Origin of the sequence: Nocardioides terrigena (assembly GCF_003047265.1) — a bacterium.
In the GTDB taxonomy this organism is placed as follows: Bacteria; Actinomycetota; Actinomycetes; order Propionibacteriales; family Nocardioidaceae; genus Nocardioides; species Nocardioides terrigena.
This window is the reverse complement of sequence record NZ_PZYY01000006.1, coordinates 224,613-250,318: the sequence shown is the minus strand read 5'-3', so window position 1 is coordinate 250,318 and position 25,706 is coordinate 224,613. Positions and strand designations below refer to the sequence as shown.

General features: G+C 70.3%; 28 protein-coding genes. 16 read left to right on the top strand and 12 right to left on the bottom strand.

What is annotated here, in order from left to right; genetic code table 11:
* Window positions 1–216: 216 nt before the first annotated feature.
* The gene (locus DAE25_RS14930) at window positions 217–579 is read right to left on the bottom strand and encodes a winged helix-turn-helix transcriptional regulator (protein WP_107767085.1); all 363 of its coding nucleotides are present in this window, start codon (window positions 577–579) and stop codon (window positions 217–219) included.
* A gap of 118 nt (window positions 580–697) precedes the next feature.
* Here DAE25_RS14930 and DAE25_RS14925 point away from each other — a divergent pair, with 118 nt between their 5' ends.
* The 3 genes from DAE25_RS14925 (at window position 698) to DAE25_RS14915 (ending at window position 2,174) form a co-directional block, all read left to right on the top strand.
* Window positions 698–1,114, top strand: a complete 417-nt coding sequence (locus DAE25_RS14925; RefSeq protein WP_056888938.1) for a DoxX family protein — start codon at window positions 698–700, stop codon at window positions 1,112–1,114.
* Window positions 1,111–1,602 carry a luciferase domain-containing protein gene (locus tag DAE25_RS14920; protein ID WP_199907605.1) on the top strand — a complete coding sequence of 164 codons (492 nt, stop codon included), beginning with the start codon at window positions 1,111–1,113 and terminating at the stop codon, window positions 1,600–1,602. The genes DAE25_RS14925 and DAE25_RS14920 overlap by 4 nt, the downstream gene beginning before the upstream one ends.
* Before the next feature lie 113 nt (window positions 1,603–1,715).
* Entirely contained in the window at window positions 1,716–2,174 is a 459-nt protein-coding gene (locus DAE25_RS14915) for a VOC family protein (RefSeq protein WP_107766946.1), read from the top strand.
* A gap of 570 nt (window positions 2,175–2,744) precedes the next feature.
* Here DAE25_RS14915 and DAE25_RS14910 read toward each other — a convergent pair.
* Window positions 2,745–3,566, bottom strand: coding sequence for a hypothetical protein (locus DAE25_RS14910; protein WP_107766945.1), 822 nt, complete (start codon window positions 3,564–3,566; stop codon window positions 2,745–2,747).
* A 625-nt stretch (window positions 3,567–4,191) separates the two neighbouring features.
* On the opposite strand from DAE25_RS14910, the gene DAE25_RS14905 reads away from it, so the two are divergent.
* Complete coding sequence (locus DAE25_RS14905; protein WP_234411062.1) at window positions 4,192–4,665, top strand: ATP-binding protein; 474 nt, start codon at window positions 4,192–4,194, stop codon at window positions 4,663–4,665.
* Window positions 4,666–4,958: 293 nt separating this feature from the next.
* Entirely contained in the window at window positions 4,959–5,393 is a 435-nt protein-coding gene (locus DAE25_RS14895) for a nitroreductase/quinone reductase family protein (RefSeq protein ID WP_107766944.1), read from the top strand.
* 48 nt (window positions 5,394–5,441) lie between these two features.
* Here the strand turns inward: DAE25_RS14895 and DAE25_RS14890 are convergent, their stop codons facing one another.
* Together DAE25_RS14890 and DAE25_RS14885 are read right to left on the bottom strand one after the other, a co-directional pair.
* Window positions 5,442–6,608, bottom strand: a complete 1,167-nt coding sequence (locus DAE25_RS14890; protein ID WP_107766943.1) for a PQQ-dependent sugar dehydrogenase — start codon at window positions 6,606–6,608, stop codon at window positions 5,442–5,444.
* A gap of 64 nt (window positions 6,609–6,672) precedes the next feature.
* Entirely contained in the window at window positions 6,673–8,361 is a 1,689-nt protein-coding gene (locus DAE25_RS14885; protein WP_159083746.1) for a CHAP domain-containing protein, read from the bottom strand.
* Between the two features lie 123 nt (window positions 8,362–8,484).
* On the opposite strand from DAE25_RS14885, the gene DAE25_RS14880 reads away from it, so the two are divergent.
* Window positions 8,485–8,880 carry a VOC family protein gene (locus DAE25_RS14880; RefSeq protein ID WP_107766941.1) on the top strand — a complete coding sequence of 132 codons (396 nt, stop codon included), beginning with the start codon at window positions 8,485–8,487 and terminating at the stop codon, window positions 8,878–8,880.
* A gap of 37 nt (window positions 8,881–8,917) precedes the next feature.
* Here the strand turns inward: DAE25_RS14880 and DAE25_RS14875 are convergent, their stop codons facing one another.
* Window positions 8,918–9,730, bottom strand: a complete 813-nt coding sequence (locus DAE25_RS14875) for an ABC-2 transporter permease (RefSeq protein WP_107766940.1) — start codon at window positions 9,728–9,730, stop codon at window positions 8,918–8,920.
* Window positions 9,727–10,626 carry an ABC transporter ATP-binding protein gene (locus DAE25_RS14870; RefSeq protein ID WP_107766939.1) on the bottom strand — a complete coding sequence of 300 codons (900 nt, stop codon included), beginning with the start codon at window positions 10,624–10,626 and terminating at the stop codon, window positions 9,727–9,729. The genes DAE25_RS14875 and DAE25_RS14870 overlap by 4 nt, the downstream gene beginning before the upstream one ends.
* Before the next feature lie 138 nt (window positions 10,627–10,764).
* Between DAE25_RS14870 and DAE25_RS14865 the strand changes: the two genes are divergently transcribed.
* Both DAE25_RS14865 and DAE25_RS14860 read left to right on the top strand, forming a co-directional pair.
* The gene (locus tag DAE25_RS14865) at window positions 10,765–11,910 is read left to right on the top strand and encodes a sensor histidine kinase (protein ID WP_107766938.1); all 1,146 of its coding nucleotides are present in this window, start codon (window positions 10,765–10,767) and stop codon (window positions 11,908–11,910) included.
* Window positions 11,907–12,563 (top strand): response regulator, encoded by a 657-nt coding sequence (locus DAE25_RS14860; protein ID WP_107766937.1) that lies wholly within the window; start codon window positions 11,907–11,909, stop codon window positions 12,561–12,563. Before DAE25_RS14865 ends, DAE25_RS14860 begins: the two co-directional genes overlap by 4 nt.
* Here the strand turns inward: DAE25_RS14860 and DAE25_RS14855 are convergent.
* Entirely contained in the window at window positions 12,560–13,453 is an 894-nt protein-coding gene (locus tag DAE25_RS14855; RefSeq protein ID WP_107766936.1) for a LysR substrate-binding domain-containing protein, read from the bottom strand. The two genes, DAE25_RS14860 and DAE25_RS14855, sit on opposite strands and share 4 nt — an antisense overlap.
* Before the next feature lie 77 nt (window positions 13,454–13,530).
* Here DAE25_RS14855 and DAE25_RS14850 point away from each other — a divergent pair, with 77 nt between their 5' ends.
* From DAE25_RS14850 to DAE25_RS14835, 4 genes are all read left to right on the top strand, one after another.
* Complete coding sequence (locus DAE25_RS14850; protein ID WP_107766935.1) at window positions 13,531–14,745, top strand: acetyl-CoA C-acetyltransferase; 1,215 nt, start codon at window positions 13,531–13,533, stop codon at window positions 14,743–14,745.
* Entirely contained in the window at window positions 14,742–15,518 is a 777-nt protein-coding gene (pcaD, locus tag DAE25_RS14845) for a 3-oxoadipate enol-lactonase (RefSeq protein ID WP_107766934.1), read from the top strand. Before DAE25_RS14850 ends, pcaD begins: the two co-directional genes overlap by 4 nt.
* Window positions 15,515–16,294, top strand: coding sequence for a CoA transferase subunit A (locus DAE25_RS14840; protein WP_107766933.1), 780 nt, complete (start codon window positions 15,515–15,517; stop codon window positions 16,292–16,294). The genes pcaD and DAE25_RS14840 overlap by 4 nt, the downstream gene beginning before the upstream one ends.
* A 76-nt stretch (window positions 16,295–16,370) precedes the next feature.
* Window positions 16,371–17,006 carry a CoA transferase subunit B gene (locus tag DAE25_RS14835; RefSeq protein ID WP_107766932.1) on the top strand — a complete coding sequence of 212 codons (636 nt, stop codon included), beginning with the start codon at window positions 16,371–16,373 and terminating at the stop codon, window positions 17,004–17,006.
* A 128-nt stretch (window positions 17,007–17,134) separates the two neighbouring features.
* Here DAE25_RS14835 and DAE25_RS14830 read toward each other — a convergent pair whose 3' ends face one another.
* The 5 genes from DAE25_RS14830 to DAE25_RS14810 form a co-directional block, all read right to left on the bottom strand.
* A complete protein-coding gene (locus tag DAE25_RS14830; RefSeq protein WP_107766931.1) occupies window positions 17,135–17,743 on the bottom strand; it encodes a flavin reductase family protein in 609 nt (202 codons plus the stop codon).
* A gap of 10 nt (window positions 17,744–17,753) precedes the next feature.
* Window positions 17,754–18,380: a hypothetical protein gene (locus DAE25_RS14825; protein WP_107766930.1), complete on the bottom strand. Its 627-nt coding sequence runs from the start codon at window positions 18,378–18,380 to the stop codon at window positions 17,754–17,756.
* A 67-nt stretch (window positions 18,381–18,447) separates the two neighbouring features.
* Window positions 18,448–19,308, bottom strand: a complete 861-nt coding sequence (catA, locus tag DAE25_RS14820) for a catechol 1,2-dioxygenase (protein ID WP_107766929.1) — start codon at window positions 19,306–19,308, stop codon at window positions 18,448–18,450.
* An 8-nt stretch (window positions 19,309–19,316) separates the two neighbouring features.
* Window positions 19,317–20,900: a 4-hydroxyphenylacetate 3-hydroxylase family protein gene (locus DAE25_RS14815; protein ID WP_107766928.1), complete on the bottom strand. Its 1,584-nt coding sequence runs from the start codon at window positions 20,898–20,900 to the stop codon at window positions 19,317–19,319.
* A 44-nt stretch (window positions 20,901–20,944) separates the two neighbouring features.
* Window positions 20,945–21,517 carry a flavin reductase family protein gene (locus tag DAE25_RS14810; protein WP_107766927.1) on the bottom strand — a complete coding sequence of 191 codons (573 nt, stop codon included), beginning with the start codon at window positions 21,515–21,517 and terminating at the stop codon, window positions 20,945–20,947.
* A 137-nt stretch (window positions 21,518–21,654) separates the two neighbouring features.
* On the opposite strand from DAE25_RS14810, the gene DAE25_RS14805 reads away from it, so the two are divergent.
* The 4 genes from DAE25_RS14805 to catA (DAE25_RS14790) all read left to right on the top strand — a co-directional run bounded on the left by DAE25_RS14805 (window position 21,655) and on the right by catA (DAE25_RS14790) (window position 25,703).
* Window positions 21,655–22,482: an IclR family transcriptional regulator domain-containing protein gene (locus DAE25_RS14805; protein ID WP_107766926.1), complete on the top strand. Its 828-nt coding sequence runs from the start codon at window positions 21,655–21,657 to the stop codon at window positions 22,480–22,482.
* Window positions 22,483–22,730: 248 nt separating this feature from the next.
* Window positions 22,731–23,681, top strand: coding sequence for a LysR substrate-binding domain-containing protein (locus DAE25_RS14800; RefSeq protein ID WP_107766925.1), 951 nt, complete (start codon window positions 22,731–22,733; stop codon window positions 23,679–23,681).
* Window positions 23,681–24,781 (top strand): mandelate racemase/muconate lactonizing enzyme family protein, encoded by a 1,101-nt coding sequence (locus DAE25_RS14795; RefSeq protein WP_107766924.1) that lies wholly within the window; start codon window positions 23,681–23,683, stop codon window positions 24,779–24,781. The genes DAE25_RS14800 and DAE25_RS14795 overlap by 1 nt, the downstream gene beginning before the upstream one ends.
* Before the next feature lie 58 nt (window positions 24,782–24,839).
* Entirely contained in the window at window positions 24,840–25,703 is an 864-nt protein-coding gene (catA, locus tag DAE25_RS14790) for a catechol 1,2-dioxygenase (RefSeq protein ID WP_107766923.1), read from the top strand.
* Window positions 25,704–25,706 lie beyond the last annotated feature (3 nt).

The following is a 25,706-nucleotide window of genomic DNA, read 5'->3' as shown; positions in this document are numbered from 1 at the left end:
CGTCGACTCCCGGGCACTTACGACCAGCGAACCCATTCCCTTCAGCGGGCTGTTCAACAGCGCTCGGCAAGGTCCGTTGAACACTCATGGGCAATCCGGTGTGAGCGAGCCCGCGATACGACACGCCGGCGGGAGCCACACCTGCAGGCGTCGTGTTCACCGTCCGTGCCAGCGCGAAGTCCCGTCAACGCGCCCATGGTCCAGACAAGTTGACCATCAATTCTCCCTCTGACTGTCGAGCCTGATCGCCATGTGGTGCGGATCCGGGAGGCCACCCCACGTGGCAGCCCACTGGGCTATGGACTCGATCACCGGCGTCAGCGACTGGCCCTTGGGCGTCAGCATGTAGCGCGGCACAGGTCCAGCGGCCGCCGTGACACGCTGCACCACACCCTCGCGCTCCAGCTCGCGAAGCCGTTGGGCGAGCAGCCGGTCCGTGAGCCCCGGAATTCTCGAGCGAATCTCACCAAAGCGCTCTGCTCCGTCGAGCAGTGCGCGGATGATCGGGCCGTTCCAGCGCCGCCCAATCAGCTCGACCGCGCGGTGAAAGACCGGACAGTAGTTCTCCCTCTCGTCCACGCTCTCCAACCCCCTTTCGTCGCGCCGGCTCCCAGAACCCTTGCCATGCCGTTCCCGGAATGGTAATCCTAGAGTCACTTACAAAGAGTAAGTAAGGACTGGACACCAGGGAGCTCTCATGGACGTTCTGGTTCTCATCGTCCGGATCCTTGTCGCGCTGCTGTTCCTGGGCGCCGGGATAGCTCACTTCAGCCAGCGCGAGATGATGGCCGGCTACGCGGTCAGCAACTGTGTTCCGGCAGCCGGGCTGATGGTGGACATCTCCGGCGCGGTCATCATTCTTGGTGGCCTCATGGTGGCCGTCGGTGTCTGGCCCGACCTGGGGGCCCTACTGCTGGTCGGCTTCCTGGTGCCGACAGCGTCGCTGATGCACGACTTCTGGCGCGAGACCGACCCTGCGAGCAAGGTGAACGAGCAGACCCAGTCTTTCAAGGAGCTGTCCCCCACGGGCGCCGCGCTTGCCCTGTTCGCCTTCTTCGCCTCCCCGGGCGACGAGCTCGACCCGCTGGTGCCCGGCTCGGTGCTCACGCCGTGACCGGCTCGCTGGCAGACCTGGCCGACCTCCCCGCTCGAGGCGGTGTCAGGCCGCGCACCACGCCGAGCAATCCGCACACCCAGCTCGACCAACAGCCTCACGACGATCGGCCGCGCAGCCTCCTGGAGAAGCGGCTCGCTCAGTTGCCGGGGGTGGTCTGGCGCCCCAGCATGATCTCGGTGCCGGGAGCCCGCGCCCTGACCCTGCCGCCGGAGGCCGCGCATGGGCCACCCGAGGCCTTCATGATCGGCACCGAGTTCGCCCACCTGCACCCCGCACCGGACCAGTCCCTGCACCTGGTAGTACCGCCCGATGTTGCTTCCGGCCTGATCCAGGCAGGCTGGGCAGAGCTGCACCCGGTCGCCCGCCGCGGCCTGATCACCTCCGGTGCCGTGATGGTCTACGCACCCCGCGACGAGGAGGAGGCAGAGGTGGTCTGCCAGATCGTGACCGCGTCCTTTGAGTACGCGCGGAACGCCCCGGCCTGACCGGTCATCATGACAGAGGACCGGTGTGCCCGGCATCCGGGCCGGTCGGGCCCGCGCCCAGCCGAACGAAGCTGGCTTAGGCCCAGCCCGAACGAAGATCGGAGTCGACCATCATGCGCATCCACGAGCTTGGCCACCTGGTGCTCTACGTCCGGGACCTGGAGCGCTCACGGCGGTTCTACCGAGACGTGCTCGGCTGGGATGAGGTCCGCGGGGAGGTGCCACTGCCGGTCCCCGCGGCGGCGTTCTCCTCCGGCCGTACTCACCACGAGCTGTTGCTCATCGAGGTGGGCTCCGCCGCGGCGGCGATGCCCCCGGGACCCCGGCTGGGCCTGTACCACTTCGGCCTGAAAGTCGGCGACAGCGACGACGAGCTGCGCGAGGTCGTGCACCACCTCACCGAGCACGGAGTAGACATCAAGGGCGCCAGCGACCACACGATCACCCACTCGCTCTACATCGCCGACCCCGATGGGCACGAGATCGAGCTCTACGTCGACGTGATCCCGACCGAGGAATGGCTCGCCGACCCCTCGTTGGTCTTCGCCCCGATCCGTCCGCTACGCCTCTGACCTTCCCTGAATGCCTGAAGCATCGCGGGCGGCACCAGCCGCACACGAGCGCACGTCACCCAGCCTGCGACCGGGTCGCCACGTTTGCCGGGTCAGCCTTGAGCGCTGTGAGTTCCCCGCCCGGCGGCCTTGTCGCTCATTGTCCGCGGCCGGTCGCTGTGCTGTCTCACGTGACCTTGTGACCCCTCGCAGACCCTGTCGTCTCCGAGCGAAAGCTATCGGGCATCAGCGGCCCTGTATCAAGCCGCTTGGCGTCGGAGGTGTTGAAGGGCGTTGTGCCTGGCGACGTCACAGGGGGCGATTCGCCCAGGGACTCCAATAAGCGGCAGAGTTGGCTAGCAATGCCCACTCCGCGGGGCTGCGTCCAGGTCATGACTCGTTACAAGCGTGGTACAAATAGTTCCTCAACTCCGACGTTTGCGCAGGTCAGCATGGGTCAGTCAGTCAGTACTACGACATCTAGGATCTCGTGGATCACGACAACGGCCCTTGACCTGCCCAAACGTAGGCCAAGGGCCGTTCTCGTCGGCCGATCAGGTGCCGCCGCGCCCGAATCGCAGCGAAAGGTTGCTAGCGCGTAACGGTCAGGACGACCGACTTCGGTGTGCCTGTTGTCGTGTTGTAGGAGATGGTCACCCGGGTGTTGCGGCTCGGGCGCTGACGGGTCGTGGTGACCGCGAAGCCCACACTGCTGGCGCCTTCGGCAAGGTAGGCGGAGCTGGGATTGGCAGTCAGACGCGAGCTCGACTCGCTGAAGAGGAACATGCCCCCCTCCGGGGCAGGACCACTCATGGTGATGGTGCCCGCGACAGTCGACCCGTACTTCACCGAGGTCGACCGCAGGGTGACCGCCGCGACCGTCGGCACGGCGACTGCGGATTCCAAGACCTTGACGGTGTAGGCGCCGTCCGCGCCAGAGACCGTCCTGATGTCGAGGATGTTGCCGGGATAGACCTGGTTGTCGGCGGTGTACGTCAGGAACCCGTACTCGCCGGCAGGTAGCACGTCAGTCGTGAACCGCTCAAAGCTGTTGGCCATCGTCACGCTGTTGATCGACGTACCGGAGCCGTCGGGGTTCACCCGGTAGAGGCCGCCGATCTGGAGACCCCCTTGCACACCGAGGCCGAGCGCTGGGCCCGCGGCGGCGATCTCCCCGGTATAGGTCTTCCCGCCCGTCGCGGTGAACCTGAAGAAGTCGTAGTCCCGGCCCGCACTGGTGCGCGGGAACGGGTTCGGTGCTTGGCAGATCGCCCGCGTCACCGTGCCGCCGACCGTCACCGGCGCGGCAATGCTCGCGGAGAAGTCGAAGTCGCCGTCGGGCTCCCACGCGTCTGGCGCGCAGCCTGCTGGGACGGCTCCGAGAGCCGGAGCGGTGATGACGGTGGCGGCCATACCCGAAGCTACGAGAACGGTGAGGGCTCTGAGTGTTCGCATGTCAGCAAGCTAGTGTCGCGATCCGACGTTCGACAGGTGTCCGATGGTACTAAGACTCCCCTCCCGTGGCCGTGCCATCGAGGCGACGTGAGTGGGTCATCGAGTCCCAGCGCGAGGACCGCCAGGTCGATGTAGGGGCGAGCCGAGGCAGAGCCCAGCGCAAAGGCTTCGTCGGCCTCCCGCGCGAACATCGCCGTACGTTCCTCGTCGGTGTGCAGCGCGATCGCACGGATCGGTGCACCGCTGGGTCCTCACCGCCCTGCGGGTTGAGGTCGCGGACGGCGTGGATCAGCCTCATCTCTGCCTCGCCACGATTCACGATCGCCACTCGGGTGTACATCCTGGGGCTCCGGACCCGACGGCCCACTCACGGAGTCGTCGTCGCGAGACTGTCTCAGAGGTGAGGTCACTGCTGCCCGAGATTCGGGGCGCGGTGGAGAAGTGACCGATCAGTATCCGGCCTTTTGAGGACTCCCCTGCAGGAGTCACCGCTCCCGCGGTGACTGCCGCGCGGGTGGGCTGTTGCAACGGCCCATCCGCGCCGGACTTCCCCCACCCGCGCGTGGCGGCCGTGGCTGGAGGGGTGTCCCGGCTCGGGTTGATGCTCGCCGAGCGCGTGCTGGTCGAGTGCGCGGCCGACGCGGTCCGGGTCGGCCGGGGCTTCGTCGCCGAGGACCCTGCGTTCGCGGACCTGTGCGATCGCCTCGGCATCACCTTCATCGGCCCGAGCGCCGAGGCGATGCGTCGGCTCGGTGACAAGATCGGCTCCAAGCTGCTCGCAAGGGAGGTCGGCGTGCCGGTCGCGCCGTGGAGCGGCGGCGCCGTCGAGACCCTCGAGGACGGATTCGCCGCGGCCGACCGCGTCGGCTACCCGCTCATGCTCAAGGCCACTGCCGGCGGCGGCGGTCGCGGCATCCGCCGGGTCGACTCCGCGGCCGATCTCGAGGACGCCTACCAGCGCACACGCGACGAGGCCGAGCGCGACTTCGACAGCGGCGTGGTCTTCCTCGAGCGCCTCGTGACCAGGGCCGGCGTGCGTGCTGCTGAACGACGTTGAGCACGTTGCCATCGGGAGAGCGGACGAAGAAGCGAGTCGCGCCCCATGCCTCGGTGGAGGGTATGCACGATCTCGTAGCCACGCTCCTGTGCTTGGCGGTACCGGACCTGGCGAGGCTCAGTCCAGCGAGACGCACTCCCCCAGGTCGTGCTCTCCGTGTGGACCCGCCCTCCGGACCTCCGACCCTGGTGGGTCTCACACCCGAGGGTCATGCTGTGACTGTGTCCAGGGATCGTGATGCGAGGGCGGCGGTGACGCGGAGTCGGCGGGCGGGACTGCCCCCGCGTTGGTTCATGGTGGTCTTCTGGCATGGCCATCGCGCGCTGCTGCGCGTGACCCGCGGCCGCTTGGGTCTGTGGCGGCCAAGACCGGGCCGCTGGGGCGCGATGCGGCTCACCACGACGGGCCGAAGGACCGGAAGACCCCGGCAGGTCGTCGTCGGCTACTTCGAGGACGACCGCAACCTGGTCACGATGGCGATGAACGGGTGGGGTGCCGCCGAACCCGCCTGGTGGTTGAACCTGAAGGATCATCCCGACGCGATCGCCCAGACTCGCGACGGATCACGACAAGTCCGCGCGCACCGCGCACAGGGAGAGGAGCGCGAGCGGTTGTGGTCCCGCTGGGCCGAGATCGACGACAACCTCGACGCCTACGCCGCGCTGCGACCAACGGAGACCGCCGTGGTCGTGTTCGAGCCGCGCGACACCGCCGGGGCCGGCGCTTGATCCTGCGATGGTCGTGACCGACGGTCTCGAGCACGACCGTTGAGCTCGTCAGGAGGACGACGCGGAGGACGGCGTGAGCCGCAGCAGCCGCCCGGCGCCCTCGTCCTCCAGGAGCCAGATCGCGCCGTCGGGTCCCTCTTCGACCGCCCGGATCCGCTCGCCCATGTCGAAGACCTCAGTCTCGCCTGCGGCCCTGCCGTTGAGTTCGACGCGGACCAGCGCCTCGCCCGAGAGGGCGCCGAGGAACGCGTCGCCCTGCCAGTCCTCGAAGAGATCACCGCCGTAGATGAGCAGGCTTCCCGGCGAGATGCTCGGGGTCCATGACCTCGCCGGTGCGGCGTACCCGTCACCGTCCGCGTGGTCGGGGATCTCACCGCCGCCGTAGTCGCTGCCGCCGGAGACTTCGGGCCACCCGTAGTTGGCGCCGGCCTCGATGAGGTTGAGCTCGTCACCGCCCTCGGGGCCCATCTCCGAGGACCAGAGCGTCCCGTCGGGGGCGAACTCGAGGCCCAGCGGGTTGCGGTGGCCCCAGCTCCAGATCTCTGCCCTGGCTCCCGACTCGTCCGCCATCGGGTTGCCCGGAGCCGGCTCGCCCCCGGGAGTCAGGCGCACGATCGTGCCCAGTGTGTTGGTGGTGTCCTGGGCCGGGTCCCCGAGCTGCCGGTCGCCGGAGGACACGAAGAGGTTCTCCCCGTCGGGCGAGAAGGCGAGCCGATGGCTGAAGTGACCCGCACCGTCCGTCTTGGGCGTCTGCCTCCAGATGACCTCGAGGTCCTCCAGGCTCGCGTCGTCACCGCTCGTCTCGAGGCGGGCACGGCCCACTGCGGCGCCTGCTCCCCCGTCGCCCGCCTCGGCCCAGCTCAGGTAGACCAGCCCGTCCTCGGCGTACGTCGGCCCCGGCAGTACGTCGCCGAGCCCGCCCTGCCCGGCGTCGACCACCTCCGGCGTGCCCTCGACCTCGACCCGCTCGCCGCTGTCGGCGTGACGCAGGTGCAGGGTGCCGTTGCGCTCGGTGACGAGCAGATCACCGCTGCCCGGCAGGAACGCCATCGCCCAGGGCTCATCGAACTGGTCGACCTCCTCCACCGCGAACGGCCAGCCCTGGTCGCCCGCACCTGTCGCGGGCCCGAGGTCTCCGGAGGCGGCAGTGTCTGCGGAGCAGGCTGTGGTGACCGCAGCCAGGACTCCGGCAAGGGCGACGATCACTGACTTCATGCCTCCATCCTGCGCGGAGGTGCCAACACGGGGCGCGCTTCGCCACCCTGCCTGGGCATCACGTCTAGCGGCGCGTCGGCACCCTGATGCTCGCACGCGCCACAGCCGGACGTACGACATCGGTTCCCGCATAGCGCACGACCACCGGCTTCTTGCCCGGACGGACGCCGCGTACGACGACCCGCGCCTTCCCGCTGACGAGCTGAATCTCGGCCGCGCGCCCTCCCACGCTGACCGTCATCGCTCCATCCGGCTTCGACGCTCCGGGAGCGCGTACGCGAACGTCCACAGCGACGCGTTTCCGCGTGGCGTCGGTGCGCACCTTGATCTCGGGAACGGTCGTGACGGGGGTTGGGACGGCCACGGATTCCGTGGTGCTGCGGTAGTGGCGCCGAGTCAGCGTGATCTGGACGGACAGGTTGCGGCCGAGGTCCGCGCGCCGGACCGTGTAGGTGGCATTCGTGGCCTTGGCGATGCGTCGGCCGTCCCGGAGCCAGGCGTAGGTGGCCGACGCGTCGGAGGGCCGGACGCTCCCGCCCCGGACGACGAGTCGGCGCCCCACCTGGGGCGTGCCCTTCACACGGGACGGGCTGGTGATCGCGACGGGCTTGGCGAGGACGGGGGTGGTCTCCGGCGCGGTCGAGGTGTACTTCCGGTATCCGCTCGCGCGTGCGGTGGTGCGTGCGCTGATGGGCTTGTCGATGTGCTTCCGGCTGAGCACGAGGGACGCCCCGGTGGCCCCGGGAAGAGCGATCCCGTCGGCATACCACTGCGTCGTGACCTTGGAGGGTTGGGGCGACCACGACGAGGTCGTGAGGGTCAACGTCTGGCCCGCTTCCGGAACGCCTTGGATCGTCGGCAGTGCCGTGGGCTGGAACGACCCGGGCGCAACGGGGGCGGTGGCGAGGACTGCTCTTCCGGCGGTGTAGCCACTCAGCTCTGCCGTCACCTCGGCGGTGAGGGTCTTGCCCTTGACACTGGGCGTGGGCACGTAACCGGGCGCGGTGGCGCCGGGGATGGCGGCGCCGTCGGCGAGCCAACGGACGGTGACGCTGGTGGGTGTGGGCGTCCACGCGCCAGCGGCCACCTCCAGCGGAGCACCGACCGCAGCAGATCCGACGATGGCAGGAGCTGTCGTCGGCTCGACCACGCGGTCGTTGAAGTGGATGAACCCCGTGGGCCAGCCCCCGCCGGACTTGGTGACGCGCCGCCAGTGGAAGTCACCACCCCAGTAGTCCTCGGAGACGATGATCTCGGTGTCGGAGATGACCTGCTCCACGATGGCGACGTGGCCGTTGGCACCTGCCGGATTCGCGTGTGACTTGTACCAGGCGACGGATCCGACAGTGGGGGTCTGGTCGGTGATGCTCGCCATCGCCACGCCCCAGTTCGAGGCGTTGCCGCTGCCGTCCCAGGGCCGGGCGTTCGGCATCCCGGACTGGATCAGCCGGTAGGCCACGTAGTTGGTGCAGTTGTGCCCGGCATACATGCGCCAGTACGCCGTGCTCGACGCCTGGCGGTAGCCGGCGTGGCCGTATCCGGCCGCCTGGCACTCGGCGTACCCGGAGCACAGGTAGGTCGACGTGGCCAGGTTGAGCCTGTCGACGGTGGTCGGCGTGACGAGCAAAAGGAGCGCGAGCGCGCCGGTGGCCAACTTGGTCGCCCGCCCGGCACGCCGTACGACGCGCTGGAGCGCCCGCAGCTCCGCGCGGGGGCGCTGTGACGGCTGTGACCAATGAGGCTGTTGTTGCACAATGAGCGATCGTATGGGCCCTGAGTCAAGCCCGCCACGCCGATGAGTGAAGATCAATAGTGTAATTCGCCGATCACCGGTGGCCCTTGACCTCACGTGCGCCTGAGGGCGGAGGATCGAGGCATGAACGATGTCCAGGAGTTCCGGATCACCCTCACCGTCGATGACTTCGACGCCGCCGTGAAGCTCTACCGCGACGGGCTCGGCCTGCCGCAGATCGCCGACTGGAGCAGCGAGCAGGGCCGGGTGCTGCTGCTCGATGCCGGACGCGCGACGCTGGAGCTCTTCGACGATTCGCAGGCCGCGATGGTCGACGACCTCGAGGTCGGTCGGCGGGTCTCCGGCAAGGTCCGGTTCGCGCTCCGGGTGGCGGACGCGGACGTCACGGCCACGAGTCTCGTCAAGGCCGGAGCCACGCCTGTCGCCGACGCCGTCGACACGCCTTGGGGTGACCGCAACGCCCGCATGGCCGCGCCCGACGGGATGCAGCTCACGCTCTTCACACTGGGAGACGGATGACCGGCGGCCGCGTGCCCGGTGCCTGCTGCGTGTCCGACTACTTGACCTCCGAGCGGCGCAGGAAGAGCAGTCCGACGACCAGCGGGAGCGCGATCCAGATGCCGGTGGTCGAGGCCAGCATCGCCCACTCCCTCGCCGTGTCCGTGTCGTTCTCGAAGAGTGCGACCTGCGTGTAGTTCCAGTCGATCCACGGCTGGAGGTCGGCGAACCACGGGCGCACCTGGGCGAGCAGGGCGAGGATGCCCGGCAGGACCAGGGAGACGACGAAGTAGCCCACGATCGCTGCGGCGGAGCTGCGCAGGACTACACCGAGCGTGAAGCCGATGGCCATGCCGACCAGGTTCCCCAGGACGATCTGCGCCGCGGCTGCGAGGGAGACGTCCCAGACCGTGTCGAGGCCCGTGATCGTGGACCCGAGCAGGTTGCCGACCGCACCGACGGCGAACGCGACGGCCATCGAGACGACCCCGACAACGACGGTCGCCAGCGCCTTGGCCCCGATGACGCGGCCGCGGCTCGGCACGAGGGTGAACGTCGTGAGCCCGCTGCGCTGGCTCCACTCACTGGTGACGCCCAGGATCGCGATCATCGGCAGGATCACCGACATCGGGAAGCCGATCGCCGCGGCGAAGTTCCCGTAGGCGATCTCGTTGTCCGGGGCGAAGACGAGCACCGCCCCGGTCGCGACGACCGACAGGACACCGATGCTGACGAGCATCCAGAAGCCGGAGCGGGTGTCGAACATCTTGCGGAGCTCGATCGTGACGAGCCGGGCGGTCGGGATGGGACGGACGGTCCGTCGGGCCGGCGTTGCCCCGATGGTGTCGGGAGAGGTGGTCGTGGCGGTCATGCCGCAGCTCCTTCGCGTTGGGTGTCGGCAGTGAGGGACAGGAACATGTCTTCGAGCCCGGCGCCCTCGGCGGACCGGAGCTCGGTGAGGGCGATGCCCGCTGCCAGGGCCACGGCCCCGACCCGATCGGAGGCGGCGTCCGTGCGGACCGAGCCGTCCCCGGCGAGCGTGCTGGGGATCCCGGCCTGCTCGAGGGCGTGCACGAGGTCGCGCGGTGAGGTCGACCGGACGAGCGTGCCCGCTGCGGCCAGCAGCTCCTCCTTGCTGCCCGACGCGACGATCGTGCCGTTCCCGATCACGACGAGGTCGTCGGCGATGACCTCGATCTCGTGCAGCAGGTGCGAGGACAACAGGACGGTGCCGCCCTGGCTGGCGAAGCCCGTGAGCAGGTCGCGCATCCACCGGATCCCGGCAGGGTCGAGCCCGTTGGCCGGTTCGTCGAGGATCAGCACCCGGGGATTCCCCAGCAGCGCGGTGCCGATGCCCAGTCGCTGCCGCATGCCGAGGGAGTAGTTGCGCACGCAGCGCCTGGCCTCCGACGGCGTCAGGCTGACGAGCTCGAGCATCTCGTCGACGCGGCGGCGGGGCAGACCCATGGTGTCGGCGGCGAGCGTGAGGATCTCGCGTCCGGTGCGCCCGGCGTGCTGGGCGGAGGCGTCCAGGAGCACGCCCACCTCGAGGCCGGGGTTGGGGAGGTCGGCGAAACGCTCTCCGTTGATGGTCGCGGTGCCGGACGTCGGGACGGTGAGGCCGACCATCACGCGCATCGTGGTGGACTTGCCGGCGCCGTTCGGGCCGAGGAAGCCGGTGACGCGACCGGGCAGGGCGGTGAAGGAGACGTCGTCGACGGCGGTGAAGCCGGCGTACCTCCGGGTCAGTGACTCGACAGTGATCATGCGACAACCCTCGCCGCGCGGTGGCGTGCGCACATCGGTTCGACGGCCAGTCCTGACCCGGCCGAAAGGACTGGCGACCGGGCCGGGATCAGACTTTCGGCCGGTCCCCCGGCGGCACTCCATCCCTACGCTGAGGGGGTGAGCAACCCACTGCGGTCCCTGCTGGAGGAACCCCGACCCTCGCACCCACCGGCGCGGGTACGCCGGGACTGGGCGCTGCTGGCGGTCGTGACGGTCTCCGGGGTGCTGGAGGGAGTCCTCCGTGAGGACATGCCGCTGCGGGGGCTGTCGGTGGTGCTGGCGGTCGGACTGGCGCCGCTGCTGCTGTGGCGGCGTACCCACCCGCTCGCCGTGGTCGCGACCGCCTTCGGCGTGACCGCGGTCGTGGACATCGGCCTGATCGCATCCGACGCACCGGCGCTCGACATGTACACGATGGTGTATCTCCTGCTGCTGCCCTACTCACTCTTCCGGTGGGGTTCCGGGCGGGAGGCGGTGGCGGGTCTGGCGATCATCCTGGTCCCGGCGGTCATGTCGCTCGTCGTCAGCTGGACCGGGGTGGCCGACGCGATCGGCGGGGTCGCTGTCCTGGTCTCCGCCTTTGCCCTGGGCTGGGCCGTGCGTTCCCAGCAGGGCGCCCGGGAGCGGGGGCTCGAGCAGGCGAAGTCGGAGGAGCGGGTCCGGCTGGCGCGGGAGCTGCACGACACGGTGGCCCACCATGTCTCTGCCATCGCCATCCATGCCCAGGCCGGGCGCGCCCTTGCTGCGACCAGCCCGTCGTCGGCGCTCGAGGCGCTGGAGGTGATCGAGGTGGAGGCGTCGCGCACGCTGGCCGAGATGCGGGCGATGGTCCGTGTGCTGCGCGACGAGGCACCGGCCGACTACGCCCCGCAGCCCGGTGTGGCCGACCTCGAGCGGCTGTCCGGGTCCTCGCCTGCTGGACCGCGAGTGGAGGTCAGCGTCACGGGTGACCTGGACGCCCTCCCGGTGGCGATCGACGCCGCGGTCTTCCGGATCGCCCAGGAGGCGGTCACCAACGCCCTGCGGCACGCCCGGAACGCCACCGTGATCGACGTGTGCGTCTCCGGCGACCGGTCGACGGTCAGCCTCGTCGTCCGTGACGACGGTGACCCGGGCGCGGCCGACACCGCCCACACAGCGGGATTCGGGATCACCGGGATGGTGGAACGCGCGCAGCTCTTGGGTGGCGCGTGCCGGGCAGGTCCCTGCCCCGGTCGCGGCTGGGCCGTCAGCGCGACCCTGCCGCGCCAGGTGTCGGCGTGAGCATCCGGGTGCTGGTCGCCGACGACCAGGACCTCGTGCGGACCGGACTGCGGCTGATCCTCGGCACCCTGGACGGCATCGAGGTCGTGGGCGAGGCGCGCGACGGACAGGAGGCGGTGCGGCTGGCCCGCGAGCTCCGACCCGACGTGTGCCTGATGGACATCCGGATGCCCGTCCTCGACGGCGTCGAGGCGACCCGGCAGCTGGCCGGGCCGGGCGTCGAGGACCCGGTCGCGGTCGTCGTGATCACCACCTTCGACCTCGACGAGTACGTGCACGGTGCCCTGTCGGCCGGCGCCACCGGCTTCCTGCTGAAGGATGCCGGACCCGAGCTGCTCGGTGAGGCGATCCGGGCGGCCACCCGAGGTGACTCGCTCATCTCGCCCAGCATCACCCGCCGCCTGCTGTCGACGTTCGCAGGCACGGGTCGGGCAGCTCCTCCCGCCCAGCCCCTCGACCCGCTCACCGAGCGCGAGGAGCAGGTGCTGCTCATCATCGCGCGGGGTCGCACCAACGCAGAGATCGCCGCCGAGCTGCACATCAGCCTCAGCACGGTGAAGACCCACATCGGCAGCCTCATGGCCAAGCTCGGCGCCCGCAACCGGGTGGAGATCGCGATGTGGGGATACGAGACCGGCCGGGTCCGGGACTAGGACCCGACCTGCTCGGCCAGCACCCGCAGCGTGCGCGCCAGGAGCGCGGAGTCGTCGCCCGCCCGGGTGGCGGCCACGAGCTCCATCCGGCTGCGCGTGACGAGGGGGCGGTAGACCGTCCCGGCCACGACCAGTGCCGAGGTCGGCTCCGGCACGACGGCGACCCCGAGGGCCGCGGCGACGAAGGTGACCAGGGTCGAGGTCTCGGCGACCTCGTGGCGGACCGACGGCTCGAACCCGGCGTCGCGGCAGAGCGTCGTGACGGCGTCGTACATCGCGGAGCGGCCGTGCCCGGAGTGGACGACGAGGTCCTCGCCACGGAGGTCGGCCACCCGCACCCGGCTCCGGCCGGCGAGCCGGTGGCCCTCCGGCAGCGCGACGACGTACCTCTCCTCGCGCAGCGGGGACAGGACCACGTCGGCCGCCTGCGCGAGGTCGCCGAACGGTCGCATCAGCGCGAGGTCGATCGAGCCGTCCCGGAGGGCGTCGAGCTGGTCCGGGCTCAGCATCTCGCCCCGGAAGGCGAAGTCGACGCCCGGCAGCCGCTCGCGCAGGGCCCGCGCCAGGGCCGGGAGCAGGGAGTACGTCGTCGACCCGACGCAGCCGACCACCAGCCGGCCCTCCAGCCCGCTCCCGATGCGCACCGCCTCGTCCCCCGCGGCGTCCACCGCCTGGAGGATGGCCCGGACCCGGACGAGGTAGGACTCTCCGGCGGGCGTGAGGTCGACCCGGCGGGTGGTACGCCGCAGCAGGCTCACCCCGAGCTCGTCCTCGAGCTGCTTGATCTGCTGGGACAGCGGCGGCTGCGCCATGTGCAGCCGCTGGGCCGCACGCCCGAAGTGCCTCTCCTCGGCGACGGCCTGGAAGTAGCGCAGGTGACGGAGCTCCATGAATCAAGACTCGCACGATATTGATCGTGGCGAAATGGATACTTCCCGATATCGCTGGCAGCGCCTACGGTCGAGGCATGACCGACATCGTCATCTGCGAACCCGTCCGCACCCCCGTAGGCCGGTTCGGCGGCGCCCTCGCCTCGCTGTCCGCCGTCGACCTCGCCTCCCACACGCTGCGCGAGCTCGTGCGGCGTACCGGCCTCGGTGAGGGCGACGTCGACGACGTCGTCCTGGGCAACTGCTACCCCAGCGGCGAGAACCCCGCGATCGGCCGCATCGCCGCCCTTGACGCCGGCCTCGGCACCGGGGTCCCCGGCCTCCAGCTCGACCGCCGCTGCGGGTCCGGCCTCCAGGCCGTCCTGTACGCCGCGTCGCAGATCGCCAGCGGCGCCGGCAGCCTCATCGTGGCCGGCGGGGTGGAGTCGATGTCCAACGTCGAGCACTATGCGCTGGGGTTGCGGACCGGGATCCGCAGCGGCGGCGTGGAGCTGATGGACCGCCTGGTCCGCGCCCGCGAGACGGCCGGCGGCAAGGACCACCCGGTCCCCGGCGGCATGCTGGAGACGGCCGAGAACCTGCGCCGCGAGTACGACATCTCCCGCGAGGAGCAGGACGAGCTCTCGGTCCGCTCCCAGCAGCGCGCCGGCGCCGCCCACGAGGCCGGCCGGTTCGCCGACGAGCTCGTGCCGGTCACGGTCCCCGGACGCCGCGGACAGCCCGACGTCGTCGTCGACCGCGACGAGCACGCCCGGCCCGACACCACCCTGGAGCAGCTGGCCGCGCTCCGGCCGGTCCGGCAGAAGCTCGACCCCGGGTCCACCGTCACCGCGGGCAACGCCAGCGGCCAGAACGACGGGGCCGCCATGTGCGTCGTCACCACGCGCGACGAGGCCGAGCGCCGGGGCCTCCGCCCACTGCTGAGCCTGAGGTCGTGGGCGGTCGCGGGCGTCGGCCCCGAGGTGATGGGCATCGGCCCCGTCCCCTCCACCGCCGCCGCGCTCGAGCGTGCCGGCCTGACCCTCGACGAGATCGACGTCATCGAGCTCAACGAGGCCTTCGCCGCGCAGGTGCTCGCCTGCCTGCGCGAGTGGAAGGTCGACCCGACCGACGAGCGGCTCAACCCCAACGGCTCCGGCATCTCGCTGGGCCACCCGGTCGGGGCGACCGGCGCGCGCATCCTCGCCACGCTGGCCCACGAGATGCAGCGTCGTGAGGCGCGCTACGGCCTCGAGACCATGTGCATCGGTGGGGGCCAGGGCCTGGCCGCCGTCTTCGAGCGCGTGTCATGAGCGCCGTCACCGTCCACCACGTCGTCACCGGCCCCGAGGACGCCCCGGTCGTCGTGCTCTCCAACTCCCTCGGCTCGACCACGAGCATGTGGGACGCCCAGGCCGACGCGCTCGCCGAGCACTTCCGGGTCGTGCGCTACGACACCCGCGGCCACGGGGCCTCGCCCGTCCCCGCCGGGCCCTACGACATCGACGACCTCGCCGACGACGTGGTCGCCCTGCTCGACACCCTCGGTGTCGAGAAGGCGCACGTCGTGGGCCTGTCGCTCGGCGGCATGACGGGCATGCGCCTCGCCGCCCGCAACCCCGAGCGCGTCGACCGGCTCGTCGTGCTGTGCACCGGCGCGAGGCTGGACCCGTCCAGCGCCTGGCACGAGCGCGCAGCGACGGTACGAGCCGGCGGGTCCGGAGCCGTCGCGGAGGCGGTCGTGTCGCGCTGGTTCACCGCGCCGTACCTCGAGGCCCACCCCGGCACCAGGGCCGAGTGCGAGGCCGTCGTGGCCGGGACCCCGGCGGAGGGTTACGCGTCATGCTGCGAGGTGATCGCCACGATGGACCTGCGCGACGACCTGGCCCGCATCGAAGCGCCCACGCTCGCGATCGCCGGCGCGGACGACCCGGCCACTCCCCCGCCCCACCTCGAGGCCATCGCCGCCGGCGTGCAGGACGGCCGACTCCTCGTCGTACCCGACGCCGCGCACCTCGCCAACGCCCAGCAGCCGGAGGCCATCACCCCGGCGATCATCGCCCACCTGATCGGAGCACCCGCATGAGCATCGACAAGGTCGTCCCGAGCGCGGCGGACGCCGTCGCGGACATCTCCCCCGGCGCCAGCCTGGCCGTCGGTGGCTTCGGTCTCGTCGGCATCCCGTGGACCCTGATCGGCGCCCTCCTCGAGCAGGGCGCCGACGACCTGACCGTGGTGTCCAACAACTGCGGCGTCGACGGCGCCGGGCTGGGCCTCCTCCTCGAGAACCGCCGCATCACCCGCGTCATCGCGTCGTACGTCGGGGAGAACAAGGAGTTCGGCCGGCAGTACCTCGCTGGTGAGCTCACCGTCGAGCTGACCCCGCAGGGCACGCTCGCCGAGCGGCTGCGCGCCGGAGGTGCCGGCATCGGCGCCTTCTTCACCCCCACCGGCGTCGGGACGATGGTCGCCGAGGGCGGGCTGCCCTGGCGCTACCACCCCGACGGGAGCGTCGCCCTCGCCTCGGAGCCCAAGGAGGTGCGGACCTTCCACGGCACCGAGATGGTGCTGGAGGAGTCGATCGTCACCGACGTTGCGCTGGTCCGGGCGGCCAAGGTCGACCGGGCCGGCAACTGCGTCTTCTACGCCTCCGCCCGCAACTTCAACGTCCCTGCGGCGATGGCCGGGCGGCTCACCATCGTCGAGGCCGAGCAGGTCGTCGAGATCGGCGAGATCGACCCCGACGACGTGCACCTGCCCGGCGTGTTCGTGCAGCGGATCGTCGAGCTGACCCCCGAGCAGGCCACCCAGAAGGACATCGAGAAGCGCACCACCCGACCCCGCGAGGAGACGCGAGCATGAGCGAGCGCAGCGAGCGAATCAGACAACACAGTGCGACACGTGCCTCATGTGCGCACGGAGCGAAGCGAGTACGTGCATGAGTTGGACGCGAGACGAGATGGCGGCCCGGGCCGCGCTCGAGCTGCACGACGGCGAGTACGTCAACCTGGGCATCGGCCTCCCCACGATGATCCCCGGCCACCTGCCCGCGGGCTCGACGGTGACGCTGCACGCGGAGAACGGCATCCTCGGTGTCGGCCCGTTCCCCTACGACGACGAGGTCGACCCGGACCTGATCAACGCCGGCAAGCAGACCGTGACCGTGCTGCCCGGCGCGTCCTTCTTCGACTCCTCGCTGAGCTTTGCCATGATCCGCGGCGGCCACATCGACACCGCCGTCCTGGGTGGCATGCAGGTCTCGACGACCGGGGACCTCGCCAACTGGATGGTCCCGGGCGCGATGGTCAAGGGCATGGGTGGGGCGATGGACCTGGTCAGCGGCGCGCGGCGGGTGATCGTGCTGATGGAACACGTCTCCCGCAGCGGTGCCCCCAAGCTCGTCACCACGTGCGACCTGCCGCTCACCGGACGCGGCATCGTGTCGCGGGTGATCACCGACCTGGGCGTCCTGGACGTCGCGCAGGACGCCTTCGAGCTGGTCGAGCTCGCTCCCGGCGTCACCGTCGAGGAGGTCTCCGAGCGGACCGGTGCGCCGGTGCGGGTCCCGGTCTGACACCAGGGTCAGCGCCCGTGGTCCGCACCCGTGTCCGCTCGCGGGTCCACGCGCCACCCGTCGGGTGACCTCGCCGAGCGGGTCCGGCGTCTCGAGGACCTGCGCGCCATCGGGGGGACCCGGACGACTCAGGAACCGCCCGGGACGTCCGGACGGTCGAGGGCGAACACCGCGGGTGGGTGTCCCCATTCGTCGCGGCCCAGGCGCGACAGCGGCTGCAGCGCAGACATGTCCGGGAGTCCGTCGGCCGCCAGGGCCGTGCGGAGCACGGTGACTGCGAGCACGTCGCCGAGGACGATCGTCGAGTCGCCGAGCTCGATCACGGAGTGGAGCCGGCACTCGATGGAGGCGGGGGCCTCAGCCACGCGCGGCACGGACACCATGAGGCTCGGCTCGAGCCGGATGCCGAGCGCCTCCGCCTCGTCCACCCGGGGATCGAAGCGGGCGCTGGACGCGTTGACCGGGTCGAGCATCGGCGCTGCAGCGAGGTTCACCACGAACTCGCGCGTCTCGCGCACGTTGCGCAGCGTGTCCTTGTCCCCGACCGAGGTGAACTGCACGATCGGCGGGTTGGCACACGCGACCGTGTAGAAGGAGTGCGGCGCAAGGTTGCCGATGCCTTCGGCCGAGCGGGTCGAGATCCAGGCGATCGGCCGCGGCACCACCGTGGCCGTCAGCAGCGGATAGATCCGGACCGCAGGGTCGTCGGTGGCGAAGACTGCGCGTTCGTGGGTCATGCCGGCGGCCTCAACCGAGCACCAGCACGCGCGGGTCGTCGCGACCGAGCAGCTGCCGCGCGGTGGCCACGTCGCCACGTGCCAGACATCGGCGTACCTCCGTCGAGGAGCAGCGCTGCCCGGCGGCCTCCACCAGGTCCACTGCCTCGACGCGGAAGCCGTGGGTGCGACCGAGCCCGACGAGCCGCGCGACATCGCCCTCTCCCCCACGGCCGCACCTGAAGTTGTCGCCGAGGACCAGCTGCCGGACACCGAGGGCGCCCACCAACCCGCTGGACACGAAGTCCGCCACCGACTGCGCGGCCAGCGAGACCGTGAAGGGCAGGACCACGACCGCGTCGATCCCGAGCGACAGGGCATGGCTCACCCGATCGTCGATCGACATCAGCTGACGGGGAGCGGCCCCGGGGGCGAGGACCGCGAGTGGGTGCGGGCTGAAGGTCAGCAGCACCGCGGGCAGGCCGAGCCGCCGCGCGTGACCGACGGTCTGACGGACCAGTGCCTCGTGACCGCGGTGGAAGCCGTCGAAGACGCCGATCGTGACGACCGATCCGCGGGGAAACGTGTCGGCCGGCGGCCATCCGACGTAGGCGTGGCGACGGTCGAGGGCCTCGGGTGCGAGAGCGGGAACAGACATGGCGTCCTCCGGACGTGGGATTCCCGGTGGCCGGCGCGGGGGGATCGCCGGCCACCGAGAAGTCGGGTCAGACTTCGGACCGAGGCTCCAGCTCGAAGTCGTAGGTGGCCCGGCGGGTGCCGGTCCCGTCGTCCTGCGGGTCGATGATCAGCTCGGGCTTGGTCGCCTCGGCGACGTCCGACTCGAGCCACTCGCCGCCAGTGAAGTAGAGCTGGGTGGTGACCGGGCGATGGCCCTCGGCGCGCACCTGGATGTGCAGGTGCGCCGGTCGCCAGGGGTGCCAGCCGGCCGCCTCGATCAGCTGTCCGGTGGGTCCGTCGGTCGGGATCTGGTACGGCGCGGGCTGCACCGTCGTGATCGCGAACCTGCCCTCCTGGTCCGTCACCACGACGCCCCGCAGGTTGCCCTCGGGCACGTGCGGCGCGAAGCCGGAGTAGTAGCCGTCGGCGTCGGCGTGCCAGATGTCGACCTCGGCACCCGGCAGCGAGGTGCCGTCGACGTCGCGGACCTGGCCCTCGAGCACGAGTGGCGTGCCCTGCTCATCCTGACGACGGGGCAGCTCGCACGTCGAGGCGAGCCGGACCTGGTCCGGCAGGTAGTAGGGGCCGAGGATCGATCCCTTGGTGCCGCGCTGGGAGCGCGCGACCTGGTCCTCGACGGCGTGCTCGACGAACACGTCCATGAAGAGCGGCCACTCGCCGCCCTCCCCGACAGCCATCAGCCATGCCTTCGCGGCCTGGAACTCGGGATAGGTGACGTCGTGGTCGTGGATGGCGTCATGCACGCCCTGGAGGACGGCGGTGACGACCGCGGCCACCCGCTCCGGCGGGGTGTCGGCGACGTCGCGGGTGCTGGCAGCGGCCCTGAAGTTCTGGCTCGCGTTGGCGCCGGCACCGGCTGCGGTGGGTGATTCCTGGGTGGCAGTCATGGCGTGACTCACTTCCGGTTGAGGATGCGGCTGACATCGGTGGGGTTGACCAGGTCCGGCACGGTCCAGCCGTCGAGGTCGTACTCCGACATCATCGATTCGGCGAAGCCCTTCATCGCCTCGGTCTCCCCCTGCGCCTCGGCGGCGAAGAGGATCTCGGCCTTGACGTTCTCGTGGTTGCCCGAGTAGTTGCGCTCGTAGAGCTCGTGGCGGCCACCGAACTCGGAGCCGACGGCGTCCCAGAGGGCCTTCATCACCTTGACGCGGTCGACGGCGTCGTAGCCGTTCGAGCCCCGCACGTACTTGTCGAGGTAGGGCCGGACCTCCGGGGTCTTGAAGTCGATCGCGTTGGAGTTGAGGTAGATCAGGCCGGACGCGACGTCCTGCATGATGATCTCCTTCACCCGGGGATAGGCCTCGATCATCAGCTGGCGGTAGACCAGGCCGTAGTCGAGCTTCGGCAGCACGGTCCCGTTCGGGCCTTCGTCGGGGTTCAGGGCCATCGCGTCGGCCAGGGCCCGGAACGTGTTGCGGTAGCCGATGACCTCACCGACACGGGTCTGCACGCCGCGGAAGTCCTTGCTGCCCGTCGCCTCCAGCGCCTTGAGCAACAGGCCCGCGATGAAGTCCAGCTTCACCGAGAGCCGGATGCAGCCGTGGAAGGTGAACCGGGGGATGAAGCCGGACTGCGGGAAGAAGCCGTTGATCTTCTCCGGGTCGCCGTACGCGAACACGTTCTCCCACGGCACCAGCACCTTGTCGAAGACGAAGATGGTGTCGTTCTCGTCCATCCGGCTCGACAGCGGGTAGTCGAACGGGCTGCCCATCACGTCGGCGGCCATCGTGTACGACGGTCGGCAGATGAGCTTGACGCCCGGGGCGTCCATCGGCACGGTGCAGACGATCGCGTACTCCTTCTTCTTGATCGGGAGTCCGTAGTGCGCGATGAAGTTGTAGTTGGTGATCGCCGAGCCCGTGGCCACCACCTTGGCGCCGGAGACGATGAGACCGGCGTCGGTCTCCTTCTCCACGCGCATGAACACCTCGCCCGCCTCGTCCGGGGGCAGGTTGCGGTCGACCGGCGGGTTGATGATCGCGTGGTTCCAGTACAGGAGGCGCTCCTGGCTCTCCTTGTACCAACGCTTCGCGTTGTCCTCGAACGGCTGGTAGAACTCGCTGTTGCCGCCGAGCGTGCCCAGGAAGCTGGCCTTGTAGTCGGGGCTGCGGCCCATCCACCCCCAGGTCTGACGAGACCACGCCTCGATGGCGTTCTTGTCCTGCACCAGGTCGGCGGAGCTGTGCGGCGCCCGGAAGAACGGGTGGGTGAAGCCCCCGTTGCCGGTGTCGGTCGGCACCGTCAGCACGCCCGTGCCCTTGACCGCGTCCTCGTGGAGAGCGTCGTAGAGCCGGGCCGTCATCCGCACCGGGTTGCGGAAGGCCGGGTGCTCGGTGACGTCCTTGACGCGCTCGCCGTAGATCCAGATCTCGCGGTCGTCGCGGATCGACTCGATGTACTCGTCACCGGTCATCGGTCGGACGTCGTTGGGTCCTTCCGTCACCGTGCTGAGCTGGCGTTCCTGTGTGGCGGTCATGTGTGTTCCCTTCGGTGGGGGTGCGACGTTGCGGGGGCAGGTGTTCAGGCGGAGGTCGACACGGCGGCCGACGTGGCCAGCGGGGTGAAGGTGGCGGTCGCGTCGAACCAGCCGTGGTCGGGGTTGTCGATGGACCCGTCCCAGTGGATGCCCGTCTCGAGCGGGCTCAGGTGGCGGAACGCGCCAGCGTGGAAGAGCAGCGGGTCGCGGCCAGGGATCTCGACCTCCGCGACCTCGCCGATGACGATCAGGTGATCGCCGCCGTCGTAGGTGCGCCAGGGACGACACGAGATCGTCGTGGCCGTCCCCTCGAGCACCGGGGCGGTCGGCCCCACCAGCCAGGCGGGCGCCTCGACAGCCGGGCGGCCGGCGAAGTGCCAGGCAACGTCGAGCTGATCGGCAGCCAGGACGTTGATGGCGAATGACTTTCCCTTGAGGAAGTCGCACGCCTTCGAGTTGCGAGCCAGGGTCACCTGGGCCAACGGGGGGTCCAACGACACCGCGGTGAAGGCGTTGACCGTGGCGCCATGGGGTTCGCCCTCGGCATTGCGGCAGGTGACCACGGTGACGCCGGTGGCGAACTGACCGAACGCGTCTCGAAGCTTTCGCGAATCCATCTCAGCCTCCATGTACGCTCTGCGTACGCTTTGCACGCTTTGCGTTCACCAGACTGTGGCCGCTGTCACACGGTCACGTCAACAGGTGAGACCATCCCCATCCATACCCAGATGCGCACGATTGGACGGCCCTGCCGATGAGTGAGCCGAAGGACGAGGCCAACGACCGCGACATCATCCAGAGCATCGAGCGCGGGTTCGCGGTGCTGATGGCGTTCGACGCCGACCTGCCCGCACCTTCGCTGGCGGACCTGGCGGCGAAGACCGGGCTGTCCCGCCCCGCGGTGCGGCGAATCCTGCTCACCCTGCAGAAGCTCGGCTATGTCGCCTCGTCCGGGTCGCGATGGTCCGTGACCCCGCGGGTGCTCACGATCGGCCAGCTCTACGCGGCGACCCACGACGTGCCGGAGGTGTCGCATCCGCACCTCCTGCGCCTGGCCGAGCTGACGCACGAGTCGGCCTCCTTGTCCCAGCTCGACGGGACGGACGTCGTGTACGTCGCGCGCGTCCAGGTGCGTCGGGTGTTGAGCGTCAACGTCGACGTCGGGAGTCGACTCCCGGCCCACGCCACCGCGATGGGTCGCGTGCTCGTGGCGTGGGCGGACGCCTCGGTCGTCGAGGCGGTCATCGCCGCGGGCCTGCCGGCGCTGACCCCGACCACGGTGACCGACCCGGTGCGCTTTCGTGACGAGCTCCACGAGGTGCGACGGCAGGGCTTCGCCGTCGTGGACGGGGAGCTCGAGCCCGGTTTCCTGACTGCCGCCACCCCCGTCCGCGACCCGTCGGGCAACGTGGTGGCCGCGCTGGCCCACTCGACCTCGCGAGGGCGGACGGACGCGCAGCACGTGATCGACGAGGTGATCCCACACCTGCTGGAGGTGGCCAGTGCGATCACCCGCGACCTCGCCCTCGTCAGCACCGGTCGCCGGGCCCTCGACGCCGGGGCACGTGACGGCTTCTTCTGACGGGACCGCTCCGGCCCCGAACCGGCCACGCGCCCGCACCGTCCGGGCCAGCAACGCGGAGTCGTCGTCGCCGGCGCGGTCATTGATCGGTCGTACCTCTCAATCCGCGGTAAATGAGTCCTTGTGCTGGCTCAATATTCAGACCTACCGTGAACCAATCGCCCGCCGGGTGAGCGGTGTCACCACTCGGGGCGAGCCCTGGACGGCGCGACAGCCGTGACAGCCGAGACGAGGGTCAGGAGAGACCGGTGGAGCTGCGACACCTGCGCTACTTCGCCGCCGTGGCGGAGACCCGCCACTTCGGCCGCGCGGCCGAGCGGCTCCACATGGCGCAGCCGGCACTCTCGCAGTCCATCCGCCAGCTGGAGACCGAGCTCGGCACCCCGTTGTTCACCCGGACCACACGCCAGGTGCGGCTCACCCCGGCCGGCGAGTTCCTGCAGGGCGAGGTCGCACGGATACTCGCGGCTGTGGACGACAGTGTGCGAGGTGTACGCCGCATCGCGGAGGGTCGCCAGGGCCTCGTCCGCGTCGCCTTCACGGGGAGTGGGGCCCACACCCAGCTCCCCCGGATCGCCCGCATCGTCAAGCGCGAGCTGCCCGGACTCGCCCTGGAGATTCACGCCGACCTGCTGACCCCAGCCCAGGTCGACGGGCTCACCGACGGTCGCCTCGACGTGGGTGTGCTGCGACCGCCCATGGCTGGCGAGGGACTGCACCTGCGGGTCATCGAGTCCGAGCCGCTGGTGCTCGCCGTGGCGGCCGACCACCGCCTGGCCACCGCGCCGAAGGTCTCGATGTCCGACCTGCGCGCCGAGCCGTTCGTCCTCTTCGCCGGGACCAGCTCCGCCGTCAACGACGCGGTCCTGCGCAGCTGCCGCACGGCCGGCTTCGTGCCGCACCGCGAGCACGAGGCCGCCGGCATCTCGGTGCTGCTCCCGCTGGTCGCGGCCGACCTCGGGGTCGCCCTCGTCCCTGCCTCCGTCCGGGCCGCACCGCTCGCCGGCGTGGTCTTCCGCGACGTCCCGGACGCGGCCACCGTCGAGCTCGCCGTCGCCTGGCGCTCCGACGAGACCAACCCCGCCGTACTGGCCGTCCTCGAGGTCCTGGCCTCCGCCGACCGCTCGGCCGCCTCCTCCACCGACCCCTCCACCACTCCCGATGACTCCACCACCAGCCCCGCACATGAGGTCACCTGATGAAGATCACCCACGTCGAAGCCATCCCGTTCGCGATTCCGTACGCCAAGCCGCTCAAGTTCGCCAGCGGTGAGGTGCACGTCGCCGAGCACGTCCTGGTCCGCGTCACCACCGATGAGGGGGTCGTGGGAGTGGCCGAGGCGCCGCCTCGTCCCTTCACCTATGGCGAGACCCAGGCCGGCATCATGGCGGTGATCGGGGGCATCTTCGCCCCGCAGGTCATGGGCCTCGACCTCATGGAGCGCGAGCAGATCCACGCCCAGCTGTCGCGTACCGTCGGCAACCCGACCGCCAAGTCCGCGCTGGACATGGCGATCTGGGACGCACTCGGCCAGTCCCTGGGCTACAGCGTCACCGATCTGCTCGGTGGCTACACGGACCGGATGCGCGTCTCCCACATGCTCGGCTTCGACGAGCCCGCCGCCATGGTGGACGAGGCGGAGCGGATGCGAGACACGTACGGCATCACGACGTTCAAGGTGAAGGTCGGCCGTCGTCCCGCCAGCCTCGACACCGCCGTGGTCCGGGCGCTGCGGGTCGGGCTCGGCGACGACATCGAGCTCTATGTCGACGGCAACCGCGGCTGGTCCGCCTCCGAGTCGGCTCGCGCGATGAAGGACATGGCCGATCTCGGGCTCGTGTTCGCCGAGGAGCTGTGCCCCGCCGACGACGTGGTGGGCCGGCGCTGGCTGGTCAAGCAGCTCGACGTGCCGTTCATCGCCGACGAGTCCGTCGTGACCCCGGCCGAGCTGACCCGCGAGATCCTCGGCGGCTCGGCCACGGCCGCCAGCATCAAGACTGCCCGGACCGGATTCACCACCAGCAAGCGGGTGCACCACCTCGCCGAGGGTCTGGGGATCGAGGTGGTCATGGGCAACCAGATCGACGGCCAGCTCGGCTCGCTGTGCTCGGTCGCGTTCGGCTCGGCGTTCGAGCTGACGTCACGTCGCCCCGGCGAGCTGTCCAACTTCCTCGACATGTCCGACGACCTCCTGGCGGAGCCGCTGGACATCCGCGGCGGCGAGCTCGTCGTGCGGCCCGGTCCCGGTCTGGGCGCCGTCATCGATCCGGACAAGCTCGCGCACTACCGACAGAGCTGACGCACCACCCGCACCCCCATCCATCTCCCCCACCTCCCCCACGTCGAGGAGCACCATCATGAGCAGCACGATCGACGAGACCGCCTCGGCGGCCTCCTCCGGAACGAGCGCGACCGAGCGGTTCCACACCGACAAGTCGCCGTACGACGCCGTCAAGGACGTCCCCGCCGAGCGCGTGGACGCGCTGGCCCGCGAGGTCCTCGACGCCGTCTACGCCACGGTGCGCAAGCACAAGGTCACCTACGACGAGTTCAACGCCCTCAAGGCGTGGATGATCGGCGTCGGGGAGGACGGCGAATGGCCGCTGTTCCTCGACGTGTGGCTCGAGCACGTCGTGGAGGACGTCAACACCGAGCACCGCGAGGGAAACAAGGGCTCCATCGAGGGCCCCTACTACGTGCCCGGCGCCCCGGAACAGGGTGCCCACGGGACCATCCCCATGCGTGACGGCGAGGGCGGCACCCCCCTGGCGTGGTCCGGCCGCATCACCTCCACCGACGGGAGCGCGCTCGGCGGCGCCAAGGTCGAGCTCTGGCACGCCGACGCCGACGGCTTCTACTCGCAGTTCGCCCCCGGGATCCCGGAGTGGAACCTCCGCGGCAGCTTCACCACCGGTGAGGACGGCACGTTCGAGATCCACACGATCCAGCCCGCGCCGTACCAGATCCCCACCGACGGCTCCTGCGGCAAGCTCATCAAGGCTGCCGGATGGCACGCATGGCGCCCGGCGCACCTGCACGTCAAGGTGTCCGCACCCGGGCACGAGCTCCTCACCGCCCAGCTGTACTTCCCCGGTGACGAGCACAACGACGACGACATCGCCTCGGCGGTCAAGCCGGAGCTCGTCCTCGACCCGACCACCCACGACGACGGCACGGCCAGCGTGCGCTACGACTTCGTGCTCGACCCGGCGAAGGGCTGATCA

Coding starts and splice junctions, on each gene's coding strand:
- DAE25_RS14830 (WP_107766931.1), bottom strand. CDS start 17,743: ATGACCCACGAACGCGCAGTCTTCGCCACCGACGACCCTGCGGTCCGG.
- DAE25_RS14840 (WP_107766933.1), top strand. CDS start 15,515: ATGAGCATCGACAAGGTCGTCCCGAGCGCGGCGGACGCCGTCGCGGAC.
- DAE25_RS14875 (WP_107766940.1), bottom strand. CDS start 9,730: ATGACCGCCACGACCACCTCTCCCGACACCATCGGGGCAACGCCGGCC.
- DAE25_RS14915 (WP_107766946.1), top strand. CDS start 1,716: ATGCGCATCCACGAGCTTGGCCACCTGGTGCTCTACGTCCGGGACCTG.
- pcaD (WP_107766934.1), top strand. CDS start 14,742: ATGAGCGCCGTCACCGTCCACCACGTCGTCACCGGCCCCGAGGACGCC.
- catA (WP_107766929.1), bottom strand. CDS start 19,308: ATGACTGCCACCCAGGAATCACCCACCGCAGCCGGTGCCGGCGCCAAC.
- DAE25_RS14890 (WP_107766943.1), bottom strand. CDS start 6,608: ATGAAGTCAGTGATCGTCGCCCTTGCCGGAGTCCTGGCTGCGGTCACC.
- DAE25_RS14850 (WP_107766935.1), top strand. CDS start 13,531: ATGACCGACATCGTCATCTGCGAACCCGTCCGCACCCCCGTAGGCCGG.
- DAE25_RS14805 (WP_107766926.1), top strand. CDS start 21,655: ATGAGTGAGCCGAAGGACGAGGCCAACGACCGCGACATCATCCAGAGC.
- DAE25_RS14910 (WP_107766945.1), bottom strand. CDS start 3,566: ATGGCCGCCACCGTCATCACCGCTCCGGCTCTCGGAGCCGTCCCAGCA.
- DAE25_RS14795 (WP_107766924.1), top strand. CDS start 23,681: ATGAAGATCACCCACGTCGAAGCCATCCCGTTCGCGATTCCGTACGCC.
- DAE25_RS14880 (WP_107766941.1), top strand. CDS start 8,485: ATGAACGATGTCCAGGAGTTCCGGATCACCCTCACCGTCGATGACTTC.
- DAE25_RS14925 (WP_056888938.1), top strand. CDS start 698: ATGGACGTTCTGGTTCTCATCGTCCGGATCCTTGTCGCGCTGCTGTTC.
- DAE25_RS14810 (WP_107766927.1), bottom strand. CDS start 21,517: ATGGATTCGCGAAAGCTTCGAGACGCGTTCGGTCAGTTCGCCACCGGC.
- DAE25_RS14825 (WP_107766930.1), bottom strand. CDS start 18,380: ATGTCTGTTCCCGCTCTCGCACCCGAGGCCCTCGACCGTCGCCACGCC.
- DAE25_RS14815 (WP_107766928.1), bottom strand. CDS start 20,900: ATGACCGCCACACAGGAACGCCAGCTCAGCACGGTGACGGAAGGACCC.
- DAE25_RS14855 (WP_107766936.1), bottom strand. CDS start 13,453: ATGGAGCTCCGTCACCTGCGCTACTTCCAGGCCGTCGCCGAGGAGAGG.
- DAE25_RS14870 (WP_107766939.1), bottom strand. CDS start 10,626: ATGATCACTGTCGAGTCACTGACCCGGAGGTACGCCGGCTTCACCGCC.
- DAE25_RS14835 (WP_107766932.1), top strand. CDS start 16,371: ATGAGTTGGACGCGAGACGAGATGGCGGCCCGGGCCGCGCTCGAGCTG.
- DAE25_RS14895 (WP_107766944.1), top strand. CDS start 4,959: ATGGTGGTCTTCTGGCATGGCCATCGCGCGCTGCTGCGCGTGACCCGC.
- catA (WP_107766923.1), top strand. CDS start 24,840: ATGAGCAGCACGATCGACGAGACCGCCTCGGCGGCCTCCTCCGGAACG.